Here is a 19,081-nt window from a genome sequence, read left to right on the forward strand (position 1 = left end):
CCAGAGATTTTACGGAAACGTGAATGGCGGGATCAGTCTGTTTTTAAACGTGATCTTGTAATCGACGGGTAACATCTTAATATTGTTGCCAATTAAAACGACAAATAAGGACGGGGAATTGCGCTTTAACGGAACCGGCATCAGCATTACCGATACCGCGACATCTCGGGACTTTCTGGCCGGCGGCGGAAACACTGGCACGGCAATTCGCAACCACAATTGGAGCGGCACGTCCCTTGGTCCCATTACCGAATGGCCAACCTCGCTGAAAACCATTGTGCGGCTTGTGCTGACGTCGCATCAGCCGATGTGTCTGTTCTGGGGCCCGGACCTTATCAACATCTACAATGATGCGTACCTCCCGATGCTGGGCAAGCGCGCGTCTGTTGCCATGGGCCAACCATTCCGTACCCTCTGGGCGGATGTGTGGGACGGTGTTTATCCGTTTGTGAAGACCGCTCTGGAGGGCAAAGGCACATGGGCGGAAGATTTGCCGCTGGTGATGACGCGCAATGGCTACGAAGAACAGACGTACTGGACGTTTTCCTACAGTCCACTGCACGATGATAATGGTCAGGTTGCAGGGCTGTTGAATATCGTTACGGAGACCACGCAGACCGTTGCCGACAGGCAATCGCTGAAACAGAGTCTGGAAGCAGCAGAGCAATATATTCAGTTGCAGCAGCAACATGAGGAACAACAGCGCCTGTTGCGTAATGAGCTGAGCCACCGGATCAAGAACACGTTGGCAATGACGCAAGCAATTGTTTCGCAGACAATGCGCCATTCCGACAATATGGATACGGCGACCAAGACTATCCAACAGCGCATTGCGGCCATGGCGCAGGCCCATGACATGTTGACCCGCACCAGCTGGGACGAGGTTGATATTCATCACGTCGTTGACAGCGCGCTTGTTCCACACCGGGATCATCCAACACGCTTTGAGGTGACAGGACCGCAATTGCCGGTGTCATCAGAGCAGGCCATGGGGCTGGTACTGGCCGTCCACGAATTGGCAACCAATGCGATGAAATACGGCGCACTTTCCCATGAAAGCGGAACTGTCGCGATCCGCTGGTCAGTTGATGCGGATGAAACTTTTCATTTCGAATGGCAGGAAACCGGCGGACCGAAGGTCGAAAAGCCGACCCGTACGGGATTTGGTTCCCGCCTGACGAACCGGATCGTTGCGGCCTATTTTTCCGGAACCGGCGAAGCCGATTACCATCCGGACGGGCTTCATTTTCGTCTCAAGGGCAAATTGCGTACGCTGGAGCAGGACGCAGCCTAGAGCATTTCCGGTGAATACGGGTTGACTGGAAATGCTCTAGATCCTTTATTTGTCGCATTGTCCAGACGTGAAAACCACTCCAGTTTTCACTGGAAATGCTGCAGAACGTCTCTTGTAAGAGTTTGTAGCTCTAGCCACCGGGCGCTGTGACAGAATGCAGTGGAAATGCGCCGACAACCTGATCGCGCCCCTGATGCTTGGCGTCGTAAAGCGCGGCATCGGCCACCCGCAACGCATTCTCAAAACTGCTTTCACCAAAAGCAATGCCGGCGCTGACTGAGCATGAGAAGACAACCCCGTCATGTATAATGGGCAGGTTGCGGAAACGATTGCAGATTTCCTCCGCAATCCGCCGCGCCTGTGACGGTATTGCGTCTCTGAGAACCAGCAGAAACTCTTCACCGCCCATGCGCGCCGCAATGTCATCCGGTTCCCGCCCCTCCATCAGCACGGTTGAAAAGGCTTTCAAAGCCATATCTCCGGCGGCGTGTCCCAGTTTATCGTTCACCTGTTTGAAGTGGTCGATGTCGAATGCGATGATGGCTGTAGCGGGTGCCAGAGCCCCCAAACTCATGCTTTCAAACAGTCCGCGACGATTGGTCAGCCCTGTCAGCGCATCCGTCAGGGACTCGCGCAGGTGCCGGGCAGTTTGACGTGCCTGATGAAGCGTCAGGGAAATGGCACCAGCACCTGTGGTTGCAAAAATACTGACGAGAATATTGAGGTCCTCCGCCCAGTTGGAGGGGGCACGCCCAAGAACCCAACGTTCCTCACTCAGGAGCACGCCGGCACAGGGAAGGAAAGACAGACCTGCAAACGTATAGAGAAGGCTGAGCGCACGCATGGCGTCGGGTGCCTGCGCCTTCGCCTTCCAGTAATTGACACCGGATGCAATCAATAGGGCGGCTGCAAGCAGGTTCAGGAATATGAAGGCAACGCCGTCATAGCCCACTACGAGCCAGGGAACAGTCAGCAAAACTGAAAATGACAGGGATATCGAGAAAGTAAGAAGCGATGTACCACCGATGCGAAACTGCCGCGCGGCGGCCAGAAAAGCGGAAAAACCGGCCAGAAAAAAGACCAGCGCGCTGATACCTAGCCAAAGACCGGGTGCGGAAACATAGGCGTGGTAAGAGAGCAAGCCAACAACCATGAGGCTCACACCCGCACCCCAGGTCATCATGAACGTTTCAGACCGGCGGACCGTCCACCTGGCCATCAGAATAATGGCAAGACACAGCCCGGAAAAGCTCAAACCCAGCAGCAGTGATCCATAGTCGAAGTGCATGAGGTTGATCGTCTGCCCTAGCCGGTAAAATCAATTGTGCCTGTATTACAACGTACTCGTGTGTTCACATTCTGCATAGATGTCTGAGAAAAATTATCATGTCACGGGAATAGATTCTCGTGCAGCTTCGTATACAGGGTATGAAACAGAAGAAACCCCTCTTCAACATTGTGGACCAGTTGGGCGCACTGCGGCGGTATGCCCGGTCGCTGGCACGCGACTCCAACGATGCGGAGGATCTGGTTCATGATGCGCTGGTGAAGGCGCTGGAACGAAAAGCCAGTTTTCGCAGCGATGGAAATCTTCGTTCCTGGCTATTGTCGATTGTGCATAACGAATTCATTGATGGCCTTCGTAGAGCCCGTGCCAGCCAGAAGCGCAGCGATGATGCGGGCCTGCTGTCGGATAGCAGCGAGGCTGCAAGCCAGCCGTCAGCGGTTCGACTGAAACAGGTGCAAGCGGCGTTTTTCCGTCTACCGGATGAACAGCGTGAAGCGCTTCATTTGGTAGCGGTGGAAGAACTCACCTATCAGGAGGCAGCACAGGTGCTTGGCATCCCGGTTGGCACATTGATGTCGCGCGTATCGCGCGCGCGGGCACAGTTGCGAGCGTTCGAAGACGGCAAGCCCGGCTCGCAATCCAATACGAGCCATACCAACCTGAGATTGATAGGAGGCAAAGGCGATGACGGCTACTGATCCCATTCTGGATAGCGATCTCAATGCCTATGTCGATGGACAGTTGAGTGCGGAACGCGCCATAGAGGTGGAAACCTATCTGTCGCGCAACCCCACAAAGGCGGCTGAAGTTATGGCGGACCTGCGGTTAAAGGGCGAACTGCGGCTGGCATTTGCAACCGGGCCTGACCATGGCCGCGCTGAGACACGCCATGCGGCACGACGGCTTAATACGGCACTGGTGCAGCGCCAATGGCTGTTTCGTTTGCAGCGCATTGCTGCCATTGCCCTGTTGGTTGCAGGTGGCTGGTTTGCGAATGCGCATTTCGGCCCGTTCCGCGCCACTGCGGTGGTGGCGGCGGCGCCCGCGCCTGCGTTCGTGGAGGAAGCGGTTCGCGCCCACCAGACTGCGGCCTTGCGTGGAACCATGCCATCGCAAGCGGAAACCGCACGGTATGATCCGCGAGATATCCGCTCGGCAACCGCCATCGTCATGCCGGATGTCCCAGCAGAATGGGCCGTATCCGATGTTCAGATTTTCCCGTCGGCTTTCGGGCCGAGTGTTGAAATGGCGTTGAAGGCTGGCAAGGCAGAGCATGTGTCTTTGTTTGCCGTTCGTCCCGGCACATTTGCCGTTCAGGATGTGCAGTCAATCACCGCCGATACCGTTCGCGCGGCGTACTGGCAAATTGGAGACGTCGCCTATGCGCTCGTTTCCAGTGAACAGGATGCCGACGCTCTCACCGATGCCGCACGAAAACTTGCGCGCACTCTTTACTAACCACAGGAGACTGATGTGAATCCTACTCCCTCCAAATTTGGCTATAACACAGCCGCCGCCTCCGGCGCGCTGTTTGACGAGAGCCTGCGCCAGCATATGCTGCGGGTATATAACTATATGGGCCTCGGCCTCGTCATCACCGGTATAGTCGCGTTCATCGTCGGCAATACGCCTGCCTTGTACGTTCCAATCTTCAATAGTCCGCTGAAATGGGTTGTCATGCTGGCCCCGCTGGCCTTCGTGTTCTTCTTCTCGTTTCGTATTCAGACCATGTCGGCAGCCACGGCACAGATGACGTTCTGGGCGTTCTGCGCGGTCATGGGTCTGTCACTGGCCTCGGTGTTCCTCGTGTTTACCGGAACCAGCATCGCGCGCACCTTCTTTATCGCGGCCACCATGTTCGGTGCTACTAGCCTTTATGGCTACGTAACCAAGCGTGATCTTGCCAAGGCGGGATCGTTCCTGATGATGGGTCTGATCGGCGTGGTTATTGCCAGCGTCGTTAATATCTTCCTCGGCTCCAGCGCCCTGCAGTTTGCTATCTCTGTCATCGGTATTGTCGTATTCGTCGGTTTGACGGCATGGGACACTCAGAACATCAAGCAGCAGTTTGCGGAGAATATCGATCAGGAATCCCAGCAGAAAATGGCTGTCTTCGGTGCGCTGTCGCTGTACCTGAATTTCGTCAACATCTTCCAGCTGTTGTTGAACTTCACTGGCGAACGCGAATAATCTGCACATCGGTAAGATTGAAAAGGCGGCGTGGCAACACGTCGCCTTTTTGTTATGGTGATGTAAACACGCACCGGATCGTCATGCCCGCCTCACCTTTAAAACCAGTTCTACGCATTGATTTTCCACTGAACGAACGGTTGGGACGTGGCAAAATGCTGCTGTTGGAGCACATCGTCAGAACCGGGTCCATTTCTGCCGCCGGTCGCGCGATGGACATGTCCTACCGTCGCGCTTGGTTGCTGGTGGATGCAATGAATCGCATGTTTTCGCAGACGGTCGTGGAATCGCAGCGGGGCGGCAAACAGGGTGGAGGCGCGGTTGTTACCGAGTTCGGTTATTTGCTGCTGGCCCGTTTTCGGGCTATGGAAGCCAACCTAGGCGCGGCACTGGCAGACGACCTGCGCTGGCTGGAAGCCCACAGGGCTGTTATAGATGATCCAGAGCAACGGTCTTTATGATGGCAAAAACCGCTTTGCCAGAGTGCAGATCCAGCCGATCCCGTGACAATGCCGTTACCCGTGCCAGAACTGTATCCTGACCGCATCGAACGGACAGGTTCGTCATGCCATCTAAATCGCCCCGCATATCCGTAATCGTTCCCGCAAGAACATTCAGCGCGCTCAAGCCTTCCGGTGCATGGGTCGAGATCATCACATCGCGCGCGGGGATGCGGACGCGCACGGCGCGGCCAACCATCAGCCCTGCTGATGGAACCAGAAGCGCGTCACCATGCAAGCGCACCGTTGCCAGACCATAGCGAACCTCTATACTTTCTACTAGTCCCGTCAGTACGCTGCCCAATTCGCGCCTGTCCGCTGCTGCAATCAGGCTTGGTCCGCTGAGGACGTCCGACGCTGCACCGTTGGCAATCACGGCTCCATCCTGTAGCAGCACCACCCGGTCCGCCAAGCGTGCAACTTCAGCCACCGAATGGCTGACATAGATGATCGGTATGCGTAGCTCATCGCGCATCCGTTCCAAAAACGGAAGAATTTCGGCTTTGCGCTCATCATCGAGGGCAGCCAGTGGTTCGTCCATCAAAAGCAGACGCGGTGAAGACAGCAGGGCTCGGCCGATGGCGACACGCTGTTTCTCTCCACCCGACAGTTTCGCGGTTCGCCGTGCCAGCAGATGCCGAATGCCAAGCATTTCAACGATATGTTCCGCGTTGGAAATGCCGCGACGCTTTGCAAACCACTGTCCGTAATGCAGGTTCTGACGAACGGTGAGATGGGGGAACAGGCGCGCTTCCTGAAACACGCAGGCAAACTGACGATGGTGCGGCGCTACATATACGCCCGTGCCCGAGTCAGCCAATACCTGATCGTCGAACCGCACCGTGCCTGTGTCGGGCCTCGCCAGCCCCGCAATTAGGCGCAGCACCGAGCTTTTGCCGGACCCCGAGCGGCCGAACAGGGCTGTAACGCCCCGGTTCGTATCAAAGGCAACGTTCAAGTGAAATGTGCCGAGTGTCTGGGTGACTTTGACTGACAACATCACGACGCATGTACCCGTTTGGCAATTTTCTGCGCCAGAAACTCAGACGCTAGCAGAGCGGCAAATGAAATGAGAATGGCCACGATCGTCAGCCGCATCGCGCCGACATCCCCGCCGGGAACCTGCGTAAACGTATAGATTGCGGCAGACAAGGTCTGTGTCTCGCCGGGAATGTTGGACACGAATGTGATCGTGGCACCAAACTCCCCCATGGCCTTCGCGAAGGCCAGTATCGCACCCGCTATAACCCCCGGCAGAATAAGCGGCAGGGTTACTGTCAGAAAGATCCAGAATGGTGATGCACCCAGTGTCCCCGCCGCCTCCTCTAGTTTGCGGTCAACAGCCTCAATAGAAAGACGGATGGAGCGGACCATCAAAGGGAAACCCATGACGGCACAGGCAAGTGCGGCTCCAGTCCAACGAAACGACAGGACGATACCGAAGGTTTCTGCCAGAAAGCTGCCGACCGGCCCGCGTCTCCCAAACGTGATAAGCAACAGGAAGCCTGTTACCACCGGCGGCAGAATCAAGGGCAAATGGACAAGCCCGTTCAGGATGGACTTGCCCCAGAAGCGGCCACGCGCCAGCGCCAGCGCGATTGCGATGCCGAAAGGCAAGCTTGCCACCATGGCAATGAACGAGACACGTAAACTCAGCCGAATGGCCGTCCACTCAGCCTCGCTCAATACCAACCAATCCACGCGTGCGATGCCCCTACTTGAGAACTGTAAAACCTTGTTTTTCGAACAGCGGCGCTGCCTTTTCGGACTTCAAAAACTCAAGGTAACTGGCTGCTTGCGATGTCGAAGAATCCTTGAGGACGGCAATGGGATAAATGATAGGAGGGTGGCTGTCTTCAGGAAAAGTGCCGACGATGGTTACGCCCGTATCGGCGGCTGCATCGGTCTGGTAGACAATACCATAGGGCGCCTCCCCCCGTGATACCAGTGCCAAAGCCGCTCGAACGCTTTCCGCGCCGGCAACCTTGCCTTCAACCGAAGCCCAAACCCCAAGCGATTCCAGTGCAGCCTTGCCATATTTGCCCGCAGGCACGGAATCAACAGCGCCCATGGCAAGCTTGCCATCCCCGATTAAACCGGCGAGATCGAAACCCTTCTTGATATCAACCGCTTTGGCAGCGTCCTTCGGCGCAATCAGCACAATGCGATTTCCGAGCAGGTTGGAGCGGGTTTCCGGCTTGATGAGATTTTTCTCGCCAAGGTAATCCATCCACGCAAGATCGGCCGAGATGAAAACATCGGCGGGTGCACCTGCTTCAATCTGTTTGGCGAGTGCCGAACTGGCCGCGTAGGATACTGTTGTTTCGGTCTTCGTTTCCTCGGTCCATGCCGTGTTTGCTGCGTCCAGCGCATTCTTCAGACTGGCAGCGGCAAATACGGTCACCTTCTCCTGCGCTGATGCTGGCATGGCCAAGGCACTGGCGGCAAGGCATACGGCGATGGCAATACGTTTCGTCCAATCTCTCATCATACTTTACCCTCTCGTAGCGTCATATTTTTGAGAATATAACGGTCAATACGATTCTGGCGATTGCTAAATCAGTCATTTTTTGAATTTATTTTTACGCGCGTCGCTCGCCTGGCAGAACGGTGTTGGCAAGGGACGCCATCAGCAGCGCAATGCCCCCGCCCAACATGGTGGCCAGCAGCCGGTAAAAGGCGGTTTCCAACTCCGGATCATGGTTGAGCGCTAACAGCAGAACCACGGTTGCGGTAATCGAAATTGTAAACGCAACATACTGGCTTTTTTGCAAGGCGAACGACAGCCATGTCGAGACCATCAGGCAGGCCAGCAACACGGCACTTGACGTGATGAAAAATCCAGCCAGCCCTGCCACCGCACCGCCGATGACCGTGCCGGACAGACGCATGACACCCCGGCTGCGCGTATCCTGCAGTTTCGGTTTCAGCACGATCAGCGCCGTCATGGGCGCCCAGTACCCATGCGGCATTTGCAGCCAATGCACCAGAAGTGTGGTGATGCCCACGGCAAGCGATGCCCGCACTGCGTGGCGCGCCGTTGGCAGCCGCCCTCCCCGCGCCAGATGAAGCCCTCTTCGAACACGCACAACGCTATGATGCGCGGTGGCTTTGAGCTGTGCTCCGCCAAGCCGCCAGCACAGCATGATCAAACCGGCCTGCAACAAGCCGCCGACAAGCGTCAGGGCGCCCCGTTCGACTGCTCCCGAAACGGTGGCGGGATAACTGCCCGCGACAAACAGCGCAATGGCGCATTGCAGCAGGATCCACCAGGCGCCGAGTTCAATGGCCGCAAAGACGGCGCACAGTGCCGCCCACACGATGGACGCGATGAGGAACACCGTGAACTCATGGCCGGAAAGTGAGCCAACAAATGCCGAAAATGCCATGCCGAACGCTGCCGCCAGCATAGGCGCGGGCCGCCACCGAGAAAATGTCTGCGCCGCACCAAACCCGACGGCGAGCGCGCCGCCGGTGGCAATCGTCGCCTCTGGAAGGAAATCGAAGGTCAAACCCGCAAGCAACAGGCCACCGATAACGGGCAGTCCCAGCAGAGCCAGAGCGCCGCGGAAATTGACAAGCCCAAATCGTGTGGCCAGTGAGTTGGTCGCGTCAAAAACTACAGTCATTCATCAGCCTGCCGGAGCGCTCTAGATTTGACCTCTGGAAATTACGGCAGACGCTACCCTCAACGTCTACAGGCTGGCAAGAGCGCATCCGGGCCGACTGTATAATTCCAAATGCCACAGCGCCCCGCGTTATGTTCGACGCGCGGCGCTATGGCGATCACTGATCCGTATTTTGGGCTTACCCAATTGCCATCAGGCTAGCATTGCCGCCCGCAGCAGCGGTGTTGATGGATGTTGAGACTTCTTCCAGCAACCAGTTCAGGCAATAGGCATCGCCGCCGCCCGTAATCGCCGCAGTCGTTGCAGCCTGCACCAGAACCAGCGGGCCGGGTAGGCCGGCGATCTTCTGGTTGACAGTTCGCACGCGCTCCGCGTCGCCTTCAATCAACGCTGCAGCATACGGGGCATTCCTCTGCCATTCTTTGGTGAATGCAATGCGCGCAACCACACTCTGCGGCAATGTTTTCAACAGTTGCTCGAACTCTGGGTTATGGTCGATGACGGCGGTGTTCCCGGTCGCCAGCACGGCGGACAATTGGCGGATCAGGCCCGCTTGCGTCTGCGGCACCAGCAACACCTGACCACGGGCATGCAGAGCATAGAGATTGCGTTCACCCACTGGACCCGGCAGCTCGGTCATAAGTCCGAGTGCCGAGGTACTTGCTGTCTCTCGCGCGTCTTCCGCAGCTGCCGCGTTTCCGTTTTCATCCAGCCAGCGGGCATAATCCAGCACCGCCGGGTCCAGATGAATGGAACTGTGTTGCGGCGGAACGGGTGGGGTGGATACCAGCCGACCGAGATAAAGCGGCCCGCCAGCCTTCGGCCCCGTACCCGAAAGTCCCCGGCCGCCAAACGGCTGGACCCCAACAATAGCACCGATAACGTTGCGGTTAACGTACAGATTGCCAGCCTTGATACGGGATGTGACATGCGCAATCGTCTCATCCAGTCGCGTATGCAGGCCAAAGGTCAGCCCATACCCCGTGGCGTTGATATCGTCGATCAAGCGATCCAGATCGTTTCGCGCATAGCGCAGAACATGCAGCACGGGTCCGAAAACCTCGCGCTTCAAATCGGACAATTGCTTGAGTTCGATGATAGTCGGGGAAACGAACGTGCCTTTTGCGGACTCAGCGGGCAACGCAATCTGTTCGACCTTGGCACCGATACCGCGCATCGCTTCGATATGCGCTTCAATCGTTTCCTTGGCCTCGGCGGTGATGACGGGCCCGATATCCACGGACAGGCGATCTGTGCGACCAATGTTAAACTCGTGCAACGCACCTTTCAACATCGTCAGCACGCGGTCCGCCACATCGCTTTGCAGGCAGAGAACGCGCAGCGCCGAGCAGCGTTGTCCCGCGCTGTCGAACGCGGACGCAATCACATCGGCAACCACCTGCTCCGCCAGAGCGGACGAATCCACGATCATAGCGTTTTGACCACCGGTTTCCGCAATCAGAGGAATTGGTTGGCCACTGGCAGAGATGCGTTGCGCCAGCTGCGCCTGAATGAGACGAGCCACATCCGTTGACCCGGTAAACATCACACCAGCCGTCTGGGGAGCCGCAACAAGTGCTGCGCCGATGCGCCCATCACCGGGAATGAACTGAAGGGCTTCCGTCGGAACACCCGCCTCGTGCAAGATGCGCACGCCTTCGGCTGCAATAAGTGGTGTTTCTTCAGCTGGCTTCGCTAGAACCGGATTACCGGCAACCAAAGCGGCGGAAATTTGCCCAATGAAAATCGCAAGAGGGAAATTCCACGGACTAATGCATATAATTGGCCCCAAGGGACGATGTGCCGGACCTAGCGTCCTGCTTGCCTGTTCCGCATAATAGCGCAGGAAGTCGATCGCCTCGCGCACCTCGGCAATGGCGTTGGGTGCGGATTTGCCAGCCTCGCGCATAATCAAGCCCAACAGGGTCGGCATACGATCCTGCATCAGGTCTGCTGCCTTCAACAGCACAGCAGCGCGCTCGGCGGGCGCGATTACCGCCCACGCCGACGCCGTCTCAGCGGCCTTCGCAACAGCGTTTGCCGCGTCCGCAGCCGATGCTTCCGTAACCAACCCAACGTGATCAGTGTGATCTGCCGGGTTCAGCACAGGGCGGGCGTCTGGTGTGGACTCGCTACCGACGATCTGTGGTTCGGCCTTCCAGTCGATCGTCACAGAAGCCGACAGTGCATCCGAAAGACCATTCAACGTTCTCTCGTTGGAGAGATCCAGCCCCGCAGCATTCTTGCGACCCTGCCCATAAAGGTTAGCCGGTGCCAGAATCTGGTCATGCGGATGCCCGACAACCGGCTGTGAGGCCACGATTTCGACGGGATCGGCAATCAGGTCTTCGACCGAAACCTTCGGGTCTGCGATCCGGTTAACGAACGAAGAGTTCGCACCGTTTTCTAGAAGACGGCGAACGAGGTAGGCCAGCAGTGTCTCATGGGTACCGACAGGCGCATAAATGCGGCACGGGCGGTTCAGATTGCTGGTGCCCACGACCTCGTCATACAGCGGTTCTCCCATGCCATGAAGGCACTGGAATTCATACTTGCCAATCTCAAATTCCGGCCCGGCCAGTTCGTAGATGGTCGCAAGCGTCTGGGCGTTGTGCGTTGCAAATTGTGGAAAGATCACATCGGTTGCGCCAAGCAGCTTTTTTGCGCAGGCGATGTAGGACACATCCGTATGGATTTTCCGGGTAAAAACGGGAAACCCTTCCAGACCATCGACCTGCGCGCGCTTGATTTCCGCATCCCAATAGGCGCCCTTCACCAACCGCACCATCATTCGGTGCCCCGAGCGGCGTGCAAGATCAATAATGAAGTCCAGAACAAAGGGGCAGCGCTTGCCGTAAGCCTGCACGACGAAACCAAGACCGTTCCAGCCCGAGAGCGCCTCGTCCAACCGCAAGGCTTCCAGCAGATCCAGCGAAATTTCAAGCCGATCCGCCTCTTCGGCATCGATGTTCAGGCCCATATCGTAGGATTTCGCAATCACCGCCAGCGCTTTGACCAGCGGCAGCAACTCGCCCATGACCCGGGCTGATTGCGAACGGGAATAGCGCGGATGCAGGGCCGACAGCTTGATTGAAATGCCCGGTCCCTTGTAAATTCCGCGCCCATCCGAGGCTTTGCCGATGGCATGGATCGCGTTTTCGTAGTCCTTGTAGTAACGGGCAGCGTCGGCTGCAGTCGTAGCCGCTTCGCCCAGCATATCATAGGAATAGCCGAAGCCGCGCGCTTCCAGCGCCCGGGCGCGATTCAGAGCTTCTTCGATCGTTTCACCGGTTACGAACTGCTCACCCATCATCCGCATGGCCATATCCACGCCGCGCCGGATAACCGGTTCGCCGCAGCGTGCTATCAACCGCGTCAACGCCGCCGACAGGCCGCGATCATTGACTGTACCTGTCAACTTGCCCGTAACAACCAGACCCCACGTGGCCGCGTTCACGAACAAAGACCGACCGCCGCCAACGTGCGAACGCCAATCACCATCGGCAATCTTGTCGCGGATCAGCGCATCGCGCGTGGCTGTATCGGGAATGCGCAAAAGAGCCTCGGCAAGGCACATAAGCGCCACACCTTCCTGACTGGACAGCGAGTATTCGTGGACGAGCCCTTCAACGCCGGAGCCCTTGTGCTTGGCACGAAGGGCCAGAATCAACTTGCGTGCGGTATCCTTGGCTCGTTTACGCACATCTTCGGGCAGTGTGGCTTGCGCGACCAGCGCAGATACGCACTCTTCCTCTGCGCGCCGGTAGGCCAACGTGATGGACCGCCGAAGCGGGGTGGCAGGTGAAACCGGTGGTGCGAACGCGGAGAAGACCGTTTCATCAACAGTTTCGGATGTCTTAAGCGCAGAGGACGAAGCGTTGGCCATCAGTAATGCTTTCCAAGAGAGAGGTTACGCTGTTATAGCACGTTGACCGAAACCAATCAGACCTCAATCTGTTCACAGATACGATTTAATCACCAAATATAAGGCGTAAAGCAGGAATAATGGATGGCAAAAACCGGTTTTCCGAGTGAAATGGACGCCTTTGACCAGCGGATTATCGAGGCGCTTCTGGAAGATGGGCGCATGTCGATCACCGACCTGTCGAAGCGGGTGGGTCTTTCCAAGACCCCATGTCAGGTTCGTTTGAAGCGTCTGCTGGACGAAGGCTTCATTACCGGCTTTCGCGCGACACTTAATCCGCAGAAACTGGGCCTCGACCACATTGCGTTCGCCGAGGTCAAATTGTCGGACACGCGCGAAAAGGCACTGACCGATTTCAACACGGCGGTGCGCAAGATTCGCGAGGTAGAAGAGTGCCACATGATAGCCGGTTCGTTCGATTATCTGCTCAAAGTGCGCACCGCTGATATCCGTCGCTATCGGTTGGTTCTGGGCGAGCGTATCTCCAGCCTGCCCCATGTCTCCAATACATCCACTTATGTTGTCATGCAGTCGGTCAAGGATAACGGTCTGTAACTGATACTTTGTGGGGCTTTCGCACCGGGTGCGAATATGGCACTAGGGGGTACCAATTCCCGTCGCTCTGTCGCTTCACGCGACTCTGTTGCGAAAAAACGAGCCATAGCAGACATGACAAGATCTTCATCCGAGGGTGCGACTGCACCCGTCTCCGCGCCTGCACCTGCACGCGCGTCCAGTAAGCTCATTCTGGGTATCTGTCTTGTTCTGATCGCGTTTAATCTGCGGCCTCTGTTTTCCAGCGCATCAGCTTTGCTGCCGGAGATACGGTCCACGCTGGGCCTTACAAGCTTTGCAGCCAGCCTGCTGACGACATTACCAGTCGTGTGTCTCGGCCTGTTTTCACCGCTTGCGCCGAAACTCTCGCAACGGCTTGGAACGGAGCGGACGCTGTTGTTTGTGTTGCTGCTGCTTGCGCTCGGTACGGCTCTGCGCGGCTTGGGCTCCGTACCACTGTTGTTTCTTGGCACTGCCCTGGCGGGCGCCTGCATTGCCACGGGCAATGTGCTGCTGCCCGGACTGGTCAAGCGGGACTTTCCTGAAAGAACTGCCCTGCTCACCGGCTTCTACACTATGGCGCTGTGTGCAGGCGCGGCCAGCGCCGCGGGCTTGACTTTGCCTATCGAGCATATGCTTTCAGGTTCGCTGAATGGTGCACTGGCGATATGGGCCTTGCCGGCCTGCCTTGTCGCTGCACTATGGTTTCCGCAGGCTTTGCAAGCCCACGGTCATGCCCGCCGTGCCAGTTACCGCGTGGACGGGATTTGGCGAGATCCGCTGGCTTGGAAAGTGACGTTTTTCATGGGCTTGCAGTCGGCTCTGGCCTATTGCGTCTTCGGTTGGCTGGTTCCTATCTTGCGCGAACGCGGGCTGGAGGGGGTAACAGCCGGCGCAATTGTGTCCGTATCGGTTATGGTTCAGGCCGCAGCCTGCCTGATTGTGCCGCAGATTTCTGCGCGTGCCAAAGACCAGCGCCTTGTCAATGTCCTTCTGGTCGCGATAGCAGTCATTGCGCTGCTTGGTCTGCTGTTTGCACCGTTGTCAACCGTTTGGGTCTGGGCAGTGTTGCAGGGGATCGGTCAAGGCGGCTTAATTGCCATGGCCATGACGGTCATCGTTCTGCGTTCACCCGATGCCCATGTCGCCGCGCATTTGTCCAGCATGGCGCAGTGCGTCGGTTACCTTCTGGCAGCTGTCGGCCCGCTGGTTGTCGGGCTGCTTCGGGGCTGGACCGGTAGTTTCAACGCCAGTGCAGTTCTGTTCATTCTGGTTGGTCTTGGTGCCGCTTTCAATGGCTGGGGCGCTGGCCGAGCGGGACATGTTGGCGTTCGAAGCGTCCGCGTCTGAATTGTTCATCAGAAAACTATAATATAACGAGTATAGGTGCGTTTTACCCTCTTGACGTTTAGCGCCGGAAGGCGTTTGTTTGGCGCGGTTGCTGATCATGGCAGGCTGACGGGAGGGGGTTTCCGTGAAACGAAGAAGACACTGGGCGGTTTGGCTTCTCATTCTGCCGTTTATCGGCCTTTTGTGTGTGCCGTTTTACAATCGCCACGATCCCGTGATTTTCGGCTTTCCGTTCTTCTACTGGTATCAGTTGGCGTGGGTGCCGATCACCGCGTTTCTCACGTATCTCGCCTATCGGAGCGTTCGCCATGACGTCTGATGCCGCCGCTCCTGCAACTGACTGGACGGCGCTGTCCGTCTGCCTGTTTTTCTTCGCTCTCGTTACCGTCCTTGGCTTTGTGGCATCCCGGTGGAAGCGCCCGCAAACCATGGACCACATTGATGAATGGGGCCTCGGCGGACGCCAGTTCGGCACCTGGATTACATGGTTTCTGGTGGGTGGAGATTTTTACACCGCCTATACGGTCATCGCTGTGCCCGCATTGGTCTATGCCGTCGGTGCCTATGGCTTCTTCGCCCTGCCCTACACCATCATCGTGTATCCCATCGTGTTCATGATCATGCCTTTGCTGTGGCAACGGGCGAAAGATCACGGCTATGTAACGGCCGGTGACGTGGTCCACGGCATTTACGGCTCACGCGGGCTTGAACTGGCTGTTGCGGCAACGGGGGTCATCGCCACCATGCCCTACATTGCCCTGCAACTTGTCGGCATGGCAGCAGTCTTGAAGGCCTTGGGGTTGACGGGTGAACTCCCCATGGTGATCGCCTTTGTCATTCTGGCGCTCTACACCTATTCGTCCGGGTTGCGGGCACCAGCACTGATTGCGTTCGTCAAAGACATTATGATCTATATCGTGATCATCGTGGCGGTCGGCATTATTCCCTACAAGCTTGGTGGCTACGCCAATATATTTGCCTCCGCTGAAGCGGCCTTTGCTACGAAGGGGGCCGGCAACACCCTCGTCAACGATAATATGGTCGTTGCCTATGCGACCCTGGCGCTCGGTTCCGCATTGGCTGCGTTTATGTATCCGCACACGCTGACCGGGATTTTTGCGTCGAACGGAAAAAACACAATCCGTAAAAATGCGGTCTTGCTGCCAGCCTATACCCTGCTGCTCGGTTTGATCGCGCTTTTGGGCTATATGGGGCATGCTGCCGGTTTGAAGGTCGAGAACAACAACGACATCGTTCCCGCTCTCTTTCAAAGCTTGTTTCCCAGTTGGTTTACGGGCTTCGCATTTGCCGCCATCGCCATTGGCGCGCTCGTTCCCGCAGCCGTCATGAGTATTGGGGCAGCCAATCTTTTCACGCGCAATTTCTGGAAAGCTTACGTCAATCCCAATGTCAGCAACGCTGGAGAGGCGCAGGTTGCCAAGATCACATCGCTTGTCGTGAAGGTCGGTGCCCTGTTGGTCATCACGTTCCTGCCCACGCAGTTTGCGCTCGATCTGCAACTGCTCGGAGGTATTTGGATTATCCAGACTCTTCCTGCGCTTGTGTTCGGGCTGTATACAAACTGGTTCCGCGCGCGTGGACTCCTCACAGGCTGGTTTTTCGGCTTCGGAATTGGCACGTTTCTGGTTTGGGGGAACGGCTGGAAACCCTTGCAGTCGTTCCATTTCGGTGAGACATCATTCAGCGTCTACATCGGCCTCATTGCGCTGGCGATCAACATTGCAGTCGCGGTTCTTGTCAACGCCGCAACGCCAGAGCGATCCACTCGTAGTGCAGTTCATTCGTAGAACGACTTGTGCCAACGACGATTTGCGAAGAGAGCGCCGCGATCTCGCGCGGCCACGACATTGATATAAATGACACAAACAAAGCACTATGTTCTGAAAAGCAAAAAGCCTGCCGCGGGAGGAGGTGCGGCAGGCTTTTAAAACTTGATCAACAGCTGGGAGGAGGATCGCTGCTGATCTGGTATCAACGACGCTGGGAGGAGGAGTGCGCCGTCGACAATCTCGAAGATCAGCGGGAGGAGGTGCATCACTTCGATGATTTGAATATAAATCAAAACTGCTGAAAGCATAGGCACAATGCGACAGTGCTGCCATGCGTGCAATGCATAGGTCTCGTTGCTCCGTTTTATGAACAGTTGCACACGCAAGCGCATCGCTTACTGCGTCGACGTCCGACTCAACGTTATGCGATTAAATTATCGGGGCGGAGCTTCAGCTGGATTTTGCTGGCCATATCGAGACTTTCGCGCCGATCACGCTTTTGTCGATTTGAAACAGTCTGATCCGGGATTGTCCACCCAGAAGGCACAGGTACACACCAAGTTCCGCCAGCTCTTCGCTTACCTGTGCAGCGCCTGAGGTCCAACTCCCAAACAATCCATAATGACGCTCGGCAGCCGTCAGCATGATCAAGCACCCTGCCATGAGTACAAGCTCGGCCCACGGCATGGCCCGCTCCTTCATCATGTCAAAGATGCTGCGCCAGCCTTTGTTCAGCAGAAAGATACCAGCAGACAGCGTGATTACGAGAGCTAAAAACGGATAGACATAGGGCTTGTACCAGAGGACCGACGACGAGTACCACGGCCCGATGTCCGTCATATCAAGCGGAGCGCGCAATACAGCACCCCAACTGAGTTCGCGCCCGATGCAAAGCACCCACAACGGTGCAATGGCAAGCCAGACCCAATTATCCAGCAGGTCCTGGCCCGAGACATACCAACTCACTGCGAGAAACAGTCCCAGAAACAGGACCACGTCCTGCGTGAGTTCTATTGGTCCATTCTCCCACCCAAACCACTCTGGCAGCAAATAGCCTAAAGGGATTGCAGCGATTAAAAAGAAAACAGCAACGCATCGCTGAGCAAATAATGCCCTGCTTACACCAGAATGATACATAAATTACACCTCGGCGCTGAGTGCGCCTAAAAATATGAGCAAATAAATACCTCATATTTTTAATAGGTCAACTAATGTTCAGTTTACCAAAGTTGGCTCGGCTGTTTGGGACGGTTGTTGCGCGGTCTGCATTTTTATAGCGCAGAAGAAGGCAAATGCCCCGGTCAGAACGAAAAAAGCTTCGCCAATTGCCAGCCGATTGTTGGAGTTGCTGCCGATGGTGACCAGGAAATAAAAAATGGAAATCCAGTAGCATGTCCACGCACTTCGGCTGATCAAACCCCGGCGGTAGCATGCCCGTACCTGATTGAGGAATCCGATCAGGATGATATCAAACACGACAAGTCCAAACAGCCCGTGCCTCACGAGTATTTCGAGATAGGCATTGTGCATCAGCGTGAAGCCAACGGATGCATATTGCGTTTGGTCCCAAAGGCGAATCCAGCTGTTACCGTGACCGACCCATGGAGCAGCGGAAAACAGCTCCCACGCATTGGACCAGATCTGCAGCCGCGCGTTCATGGAGAACGGGACGTCCGGCGATCGAATCGCTTCGGTCAAGCGTTGGCCAACGGCTTCTCCCGTCGCAATATCCTCAACAATATCAATGGCGGAAACGGCAGTCGGCCCTGCCGTATGCCACATATTGTCTCGGGACACCGACACACCAATAACCATAACGGCAACGAAGCCACCCGCCAGCGCCACGCCGACCCTTCGGCTAACACGGATGTGAGTCATGGCCGAGATCGCGATCAAAGGGATGGCCAGTGCCATGGCAAGCCAGACACCTTTGGATTTTGAACCGAAAATATTAAACAGGCAGAGAATCTGGATCAGTGGCGAGATGGCGCAGGCCACCTTTCCCATCCAGCTGGCGTTGATCCCCCGTGAGATCCAATACATCAGCCAGTAGAAGGCGCCAATTGTGAGAAAGCCGCAAGCGACAGCCCCGTGGATCTGATTTTTATGCAGAAGCGGCGTAACGTTAACACCGGTTATGATCGTTCTGTATTGGGTGGTGACCAGCAAACACATAAGGGTCACGATGAAAAAAATGGAAATTGTTTCCGCCAGACGGTGGCGTACTTGATACAGGGCGACGCCTAGAATGGGAAAAAACATAGGAAATACATAGAGCCATTCCGACGAGCCCTTGTCATGCAGCGGCGTCATCGCCAAAAGCCAGACAAAGCGGGTGAAGGCATACAAGCCCCACCCCATACACAACCAAGCCAGCCAATTGACCCGGACGAAAGCAAGCTCACGCCGAAAAGCAGCGCTGCCCAGTGCCGCCAGCAGCAGCATCGCATAGCGATACGCATCGCTTTCCACCAAAGCAGCGGACAGGATGACAGCCCACAGGAAACACATCGCAGCCATTGTTCCATGGACACGTGTTCTAATGCCGGTTTTGACCATA

The 19,081-nt window shown here is 56.4% G+C and carries 18 protein-coding genes; 10 read left to right on the plus strand and 8 right to left on the minus strand.

Annotated features, from left to right (window positions below; translation table 11 throughout):
- The first annotated feature begins 118 nt into the window (after positions 1-118).
- Positions 119-1,294: a sensor histidine kinase gene (locus tag IFT84_RS05385; RefSeq protein ID WP_244651108.1), complete on the plus strand. Its 1,176-nt coding sequence runs from the start codon at positions 119-121 to the stop codon at positions 1,292-1,294.
- Between the two features lie 130 nt (positions 1,295-1,424).
- On the opposite strand, the gene IFT84_RS05390 is transcribed toward IFT84_RS05385, so the two are convergent.
- Positions 1,425-2,582, minus strand: coding sequence for a GGDEF domain-containing protein (locus IFT84_RS05390; RefSeq protein WP_192117653.1), 1,158 nt, complete (start codon positions 2,580-2,582; stop codon positions 1,425-1,427).
- A gap of 140 nt (positions 2,583-2,722) precedes the next feature.
- On the opposite strand from IFT84_RS05390, the gene IFT84_RS05395 reads away from it, so the two are divergent.
- From IFT84_RS05395 to IFT84_RS05410, 4 genes are all read left to right on the plus strand, one after another.
- Positions 2,723-3,280 (plus strand): sigma-70 family RNA polymerase sigma factor, encoded by a 558-nt coding sequence (locus tag IFT84_RS05395; RefSeq protein WP_192118280.1) that lies wholly within the window; start codon positions 2,723-2,725, stop codon positions 3,278-3,280.
- A complete protein-coding gene (locus IFT84_RS05400; protein WP_192117654.1) occupies positions 3,267-4,040 on the plus strand; it encodes an anti-sigma factor family protein in 774 nt (257 codons plus the stop codon). Before IFT84_RS05395 ends, IFT84_RS05400 begins: the two co-directional genes overlap by 14 nt.
- A 15-nt stretch (positions 4,041-4,055) precedes the next feature.
- Positions 4,056-4,772 (plus strand): Bax inhibitor-1 family protein, encoded by a 717-nt coding sequence (locus tag IFT84_RS05405; RefSeq protein WP_192117655.1) that lies wholly within the window; start codon positions 4,056-4,058, stop codon positions 4,770-4,772.
- An 83-nt stretch (positions 4,773-4,855) separates the two neighbouring features.
- Positions 4,856-5,233, plus strand: coding sequence for a winged helix-turn-helix domain-containing protein (locus IFT84_RS05410; RefSeq protein ID WP_192117656.1), 378 nt, complete (start codon positions 4,856-4,858; stop codon positions 5,231-5,233).
- On the opposite strand, the gene modC is transcribed toward IFT84_RS05410, so the two are convergent.
- The 5 genes from modC to putA form a co-directional block, all read right to left on the minus strand.
- The gene (gene modC, locus IFT84_RS05415; RefSeq protein ID WP_192117657.1) at positions 5,202-6,275 is read right to left on the minus strand and encodes a molybdenum ABC transporter ATP-binding protein; all 1,074 of its coding nucleotides are present in this window, start codon (positions 6,273-6,275) and stop codon (positions 5,202-5,204) included. The two genes, IFT84_RS05410 and modC, sit on opposite strands and share 32 nt — an antisense overlap.
- Positions 6,272-6,973, minus strand: coding sequence for a molybdate ABC transporter permease subunit (gene modB / locus IFT84_RS05420; RefSeq protein ID WP_192117658.1), 702 nt, complete (start codon positions 6,971-6,973; stop codon positions 6,272-6,274). Before modB ends, modC begins: the two co-directional genes overlap by 4 nt.
- Before the next feature lie 13 nt (positions 6,974-6,986).
- On the minus strand, positions 6,987-7,763 hold the full coding sequence (modA, locus tag IFT84_RS05425) for a molybdate ABC transporter substrate-binding protein (RefSeq protein WP_192117659.1): 777 nt from the start codon (positions 7,761-7,763) through the stop codon (positions 6,987-6,989).
- Positions 7,764-7,854: 91 nt separating this feature from the next.
- Positions 7,855-8,901: an FUSC family protein gene (locus tag IFT84_RS05430; RefSeq protein WP_192117660.1), complete on the minus strand. Its 1,047-nt coding sequence runs from the start codon at positions 8,899-8,901 to the stop codon at positions 7,855-7,857.
- 178 nt (positions 8,902-9,079) lie between these two features.
- Entirely contained in the window at positions 9,080-12,787 is a 3,708-nt protein-coding gene (gene putA / locus IFT84_RS05435) for a trifunctional transcriptional regulator/proline dehydrogenase/L-glutamate gamma-semialdehyde dehydrogenase (RefSeq protein ID WP_192117661.1), read from the minus strand.
- A gap of 123 nt (positions 12,788-12,910) precedes the next feature.
- On the opposite strand from putA, the gene IFT84_RS05440 reads away from it, so the two are divergent.
- From IFT84_RS05440 to IFT84_RS05460, 5 genes are all read left to right on the plus strand, one after another.
- Complete coding sequence (locus IFT84_RS05440; RefSeq protein WP_192117662.1) at positions 12,911-13,381, plus strand: Lrp/AsnC family transcriptional regulator; 471 nt, start codon at positions 12,911-12,913, stop codon at positions 13,379-13,381.
- 114 nt (positions 13,382-13,495) lie between these two features.
- Positions 13,496-14,731: a CynX/NimT family MFS transporter gene (locus IFT84_RS05445; protein WP_192117663.1), complete on the plus strand. Its 1,236-nt coding sequence runs from the start codon at positions 13,496-13,498 to the stop codon at positions 14,729-14,731.
- 124 nt (positions 14,732-14,855) lie between these two features.
- Entirely contained in the window at positions 14,856-15,050 is a 195-nt protein-coding gene (locus IFT84_RS05450; RefSeq protein ID WP_192117664.1) for a DUF3311 domain-containing protein, read from the plus strand.
- Positions 15,040-16,539, plus strand: a complete 1,500-nt coding sequence (gene mctP, locus IFT84_RS05455) for a monocarboxylate uptake permease MctP (RefSeq protein ID WP_192117665.1) — start codon at positions 15,040-15,042, stop codon at positions 16,537-16,539. The genes IFT84_RS05450 and mctP overlap by 11 nt, the downstream gene beginning before the upstream one ends.
- 8 nt (positions 16,540-16,547) lie before the next feature.
- On the plus strand, positions 16,548-16,823 hold the full coding sequence (locus tag IFT84_RS05460) for a hypothetical protein (protein ID WP_192117666.1): 276 nt from the start codon (positions 16,548-16,550) through the stop codon (positions 16,821-16,823).
- A gap of 148 nt (positions 16,824-16,971) precedes the next feature.
- Here the strand turns inward: IFT84_RS05460 and IFT84_RS05465 are convergent, their stop codons facing one another.
- Positions 16,972-17,658: a hypothetical protein gene (locus IFT84_RS05465; RefSeq protein WP_192117667.1), complete on the minus strand. Its 687-nt coding sequence runs from the start codon at positions 17,656-17,658 to the stop codon at positions 16,972-16,974.
- A 78-nt stretch (positions 17,659-17,736) separates the two neighbouring features.
- Positions 17,737-19,080 (minus strand): O-antigen ligase family protein, encoded by a 1,344-nt coding sequence (locus IFT84_RS05470; protein ID WP_206757391.1) that lies wholly within the window; start codon positions 19,078-19,080, stop codon positions 17,737-17,739.
- Position 19,081 lies beyond the last annotated feature (1 nt).

Origin of the sequence: Rhizobium sp. CFBP 8762, assembly GCF_014841565.1 — a bacterium.
In the GTDB taxonomy this organism is placed as follows: domain Bacteria; phylum Pseudomonadota; class Alphaproteobacteria; order Rhizobiales; family Rhizobiaceae; genus CFBP-8762.